At 75.1% G+C, this 3,990-nt stretch carries 5 protein-coding genes; 2 read left to right on the forward strand and 3 right to left on the reverse strand.

The window, feature by feature from the left end; all coding sequences use genetic code 11:
- Nucleotides 1-51: 51 nt before the first annotated feature.
- Complete coding sequence (locus ACFWFR_RS18035) at nucleotides 52-609, reverse strand: DUF937 domain-containing protein (RefSeq protein WP_377623962.1); 558 nt, start codon at nucleotides 607-609, stop codon at nucleotides 52-54.
- 186 nt (nucleotides 610-795) lie between these two features.
- Here ACFWFR_RS18035 and ACFWFR_RS18040 point away from each other — a divergent pair, with 186 nt between their 5' ends.
- Nucleotides 796-1,194, forward strand: coding sequence for a DUF5709 domain-containing protein (locus ACFWFR_RS18040; RefSeq protein WP_377623964.1), 399 nt, complete (start codon nucleotides 796-798; stop codon nucleotides 1,192-1,194).
- Between the two features lie 34 nt (nucleotides 1,195-1,228).
- Here ACFWFR_RS18040 and truA read toward each other — a convergent pair whose 3' ends face one another.
- Complete coding sequence (gene truA / locus ACFWFR_RS18045) at nucleotides 1,229-2,149, reverse strand: tRNA pseudouridine(38-40) synthase TruA (protein ID WP_377623966.1); 921 nt, start codon at nucleotides 2,147-2,149, stop codon at nucleotides 1,229-1,231.
- A gap of 34 nt (nucleotides 2,150-2,183) precedes the next feature.
- Here truA and ACFWFR_RS18050 point away from each other — a divergent pair, with 34 nt between their 5' ends.
- Nucleotides 2,184-2,969: an ROK family protein gene (locus tag ACFWFR_RS18050; RefSeq protein WP_191801398.1), complete on the forward strand. Its 786-nt coding sequence runs from the start codon at nucleotides 2,184-2,186 to the stop codon at nucleotides 2,967-2,969.
- 35 nt (nucleotides 2,970-3,004) lie between these two features.
- Here the strand turns inward: ACFWFR_RS18050 and ACFWFR_RS18055 are convergent, their stop codons facing one another.
- Entirely contained in the window at nucleotides 3,005-3,739 is a 735-nt protein-coding gene (locus ACFWFR_RS18055) for an alpha/beta fold hydrolase (protein WP_377623968.1), read from the reverse strand.
- Nucleotides 3,740-3,990 lie beyond the last annotated feature (251 nt).

Here is a 3,990-nt window from a genome sequence, read left to right on the forward strand (position 1 = left end):
GCACCCGGGTGCACCGGTGCGCCCGGGGCGCGCTCCGCCGTCGGGCGGGGGTCAGCGCTTGCCGCCGCCCAGGAGGCCGCCCAGCCCGCCCAGGATGCTCCCGAGGCCGCCGCCTCCCGAACCGCCTTGCCCACCACCCAGGAGCCCGCCCAGCAGGTCGCCGATCCCGCCGCCCCCGGCGGCCTCCTGCGTCCCGGCCGGCTGCTCGCTCTTGCCCCCGAGCTGCTTGGCGAGGAAGGACAGCGCGATGGGTGCGAGCGCCGGGAGGATCGAGGCCAGGACGTTCGACTGCGTGCCGCTCTTGTCCGCGAGCTGCGCGACGACCTGCTCCTCGTTCGAGCCGAAGATGTTGCGGACGATCTTCTCGCCGTCGGCCGTGTCGACGTCGTCGAGGTTCACGCCGCCCTCGACGAGCGAGGGAGAGTGCTGCGCGAGGGCCTTCTGGAGCGACGCGGCCCCGGCGGGGTCCTGCGCGTTGGCCTCGAGGCCGCCGATCAGCGCGGGAAGGGCCGTCGTGACCGCCTTCTGGGCGGTCGCCTCGTCCACGCCGAGCCTGCCGGCGAGCTGGTCGAGCGGGATGGCGGACAGGAGGTCGTCGATCGATGCCATGGTGGGACTCCTGGTTCAGGCCGCCCCGCAGGTCGAGGACGGCGTCGTCACGGGACGGACGTGCGCCGGGGCACCGGACGGCCACCCGTCGGGAGTCCCTGCCGCGCGCACCCCGAGCCTAGTCCGCGGGTGGCCGGATCCGCCCGGTGGGCTGCGCGAACGCGTCACCGGTGCCAGTGTGGAGACATGAGCGACGACACACCGGCCACCCGGACAGACCCGGCCCTCGGCACCGAGGGCGACTCCGACCAGCTCCAGCAGGACGACACCCTGGTCGACCGCGGCGTCGACGACGTGCTCGACGAGGGGTACGCCCCGCCGGAGCGCGCTCCCCTGACCTACGCCCACCCCGAACGGCTCGAGGAGGACGGCGAGTCGCTCGACCAGCGCCTCGCCGACGAGGAGCCCGAGGACTGGGACGCCGACCCTCTCGACCGCCCCGACTCGACCCGGTCGGGCCGCCTCGTGGCGGACGCCGACGCGCTCGACGGGCGCGTCAACGACACGTACGCGGACGACGCCGGGATCGACGGCGCCGCGGCGAGCGCCGAGGAGGCCGCGGTCCACATCGTCGAGGAGCCGTAGGAGACGGCAGCGGGCGCGGGGCGACGGCCCGGCGCTACGAGGTCGGGGAGGCCCCTGCTCCGGCGGTCGGCCCTGCAGCCCCCGCGTCCCACACGTCCTCGTCCATGCGGACCGCGCGCACGCGCTCGGCACGGGCAGCGAGCTCGTCGTCGGGCGGGTACGTGACCTCCTCGAGGACCAGGCCGTGCGGCGGCACGACGCCGGCCCCCGCGTCCCGGCGCCTGGCTGCCAGGACCTCGGCCGGCCACGAGACCGGGCGGCGCCCCTCCCCCACGGCGACCGACGCCCCGACGAGCGCCCGGACCATGTTGTGGCAGAACGCGTCGGCGCGGACGTGCGCGACGACGAGCCCCGCGTCCGGGCCGTCGGCCGCACGCTCCCACGACAGGTGCTGGAGCTCGCGGATCGTGGTCGCACCGGGGCGCGGCTTGCAGAAGGCCGCGAAGTCGCGCACGCCGAGCAAGGGCTGCAGCGCCTCGTGCATCGCGTCCGCGTCGAGCGGCTTGCGGTTCCACAGGACCCACTCGCGGCGCAACGGGTCGCGCAGGGTCGGGTCGTCGACGATCCGGAACGTGTAGCTGCGGTAGAGGGCCGAGAAGCGCGCGTCGAACCCCTCCGGCGCCCGGGAGGCCCGGTGCACCACGACGTCGCCCGGCAGCACTCCCCCGAGCCGCGCGACGAGCGCGTCTCCCGGCTCGCGGTCGGACCGGCCGGGCATCGCGTCCCAGACGGACCGTGGGAGGTCGACGTGGGCCACCTGCCCGCGGGCGTGCACGCCGGCGTCGGTGCGCCCCGCGACCGTCAGGCGCGGCGGGACGCCCCGCAGGATCTGCCCCAGACCGTCCTCGAGGGCCCCCTCGACGGTCCGCAGACCGGGCTGTCGGGCCCAGCCCGCGAAGTCGGTGCCCTGGTAGGCGAGGTCCAGGCGGACGCGGACCGGCTGCTCGTTCGTCACGTGCACCTACGCTAGCGCCCGTTAGTGTGCAGACATGCCCGAACGTCCCGCCACGACCGACCCCGCCGACCTGCGCACCCTCGCGGTGGACTGCGGCGGGGGCGGCATCAAGGCCAACGTGCTCGACGCCGCGGGGACCGCGCACGCGACCGCCGTGCGGGTACCCACGCCCTACCCGCTGCCGCCCTCGCTCCTGGTCGACGTCATCGCGCAGATCGCCGACCGCCTGCCCCCCGCCGTGCGTGTCACGGTCGGCATGCCCGGCATGATCCGGCGCGGGGTCGTCGTCCACACCCCGCACTACATCACCCGCTCGGGCCCGCGGAGCCGTGTCGACCCGGCCCTCGCCGAGCAGTGGGCCAGCTTCGACGTCCAGGCCGCCGTGAGCGAGAGGCTGGGGATACCGGCTCTCGTCCTCAACGACGCCGAGGTCCACGGGGCCGGGGTCATCGCGGCGTCTGGCCTCGAGCTCGTCCTGACGCTCGGCACGGGGCTGGGGTCTGCGCTGTTCCACGGAGGGCGTCTCGCGCCCCACCTCGAGTGGTCCCACGCCCCGGTACGGCGTGGCACCACGTACGACGAGTACATCGGCGAGGTCGAGCGCCGCCGCCTCGGGAACGGGCTGTGGTCACGGCGCGTCGTCGCGCTCGTCGACGGCCTGCGGCCCGTCTTCTGGTGGGACCGCCTCTATCTCGGCGGGGGCAACTCACGCCAGATCACGCCGTCCGCGCTCGAGCGGCTCGGTGACGACGTCGTGATCGTCCCCAACTCGGCCGCGCTCGTGGGCGGGGCCAGGGCGTGGGACCTGCCCCTCGCCTGAGCCGGGTGGTCGTGCGGGCCGGGCCGGACGGCGGGTCACGCCCCCCGCTCTGCCGCCACGACCTCTCCGTACGCCTCGAGGACCGCACGGTTGAACGCGACGGGTCGGTCGAGGCTCACGAGGTGCTTGGCCCCGGGGATCACGACGAGCTGGGCGCTGGCCCCGCCGGCCCGCGCCGCTGCGACGAACTCACGCTCACCGAAGCGGAAGTGGTCCCACCGACCGTTGACGAACCAGACCGGCGAGTCGGTCGCGGCCAGAGCCTTGAGCGGGTCCGAGGTGCCCACCTCGTCCAGGATCGCGGTCATGGCCGTCAGGGCGAACCCGCCCGCACCGATGTCGACGATCCCGGCCGCGGGCAGGGTCCGGTCGACCAGTGCCTGGTTGATCGCCGCACCGTTGTCGGGCAGCTTCTCGATCCGGTCGGCCGCGACGCGCCACGCACCACGCAGGGGCGAGCCGGGGACGGTGCAGCAGCTCGCGGCGACGAGGCCCGCGACCTGCTCGGGACACCGCGCGCGGTGCTCGATCCCGACGTACCCGCCCAGCGAGAGCCCGATGACGAGCGCCCGGCCTCCGAGGTCGTCCACGGCACGGGCGACGGTCGTCACCGCGCCGTCGAGCGTGAACGGCTCGCCGATCCATCGGCCGTGACCCGGCAGGTCCACCGCGCGAGCCTCGATGCCGGCACGGTCCATGGCCTCGAGCTGCGCGCGCCACATCGTGCGGGACGTGCGCGAGCCGTGGACGAACAGCACCGGGAGAGCCATGCGGACCAATCTAGGGCGAACCGGCCTGCGTCGCGGGCCGAGGCGTGCCCGTCACCGCACGCGCGACGTCGCGCACTCCTGCGGGCCGGAACCTGTGTCCCGCTCCGCGGCAAGCGCCAGGTTTCCCGCCTCCCCGCCTGACGCCACCCCGGGCCGAGCCTTCAGCGCCCGACGTCGGCTCCGTCGTCGGGCACGGCGAAGGGCCCGGCACCAGATGGTGCCGGGCCCTTCAGGAGGTACCCGTCCGGCAG

Source organism: Oerskovia sp. NPDC060287, assembly GCF_042726775.1.
Taxonomy (GTDB): domain Bacteria; phylum Actinomycetota; class Actinomycetes; order Actinomycetales; family Cellulomonadaceae; genus Oerskovia; species Oerskovia merdavium.

Coding starts and splice junctions, on each gene's coding strand:
- ACFWFR_RS18035 (WP_377623962.1), bottom strand. CDS start 609: ATGGCATCGATCGACGACCTCCTGTCCGCCATCCCGCTCGACCAGCTC.
- ACFWFR_RS18040 (WP_377623964.1), top strand. CDS start 796: ATGAGCGACGACACACCGGCCACCCGGACAGACCCGGCCCTCGGCACC.
- ACFWFR_RS18050 (WP_191801398.1), top strand. CDS start 2,184: ATGCCCGAACGTCCCGCCACGACCGACCCCGCCGACCTGCGCACCCTC.
- ACFWFR_RS18055 (WP_377623968.1), bottom strand. CDS start 3,739: ATGGCTCTCCCGGTGCTGTTCGTCCACGGCTCGCGCACGTCCCGCACG.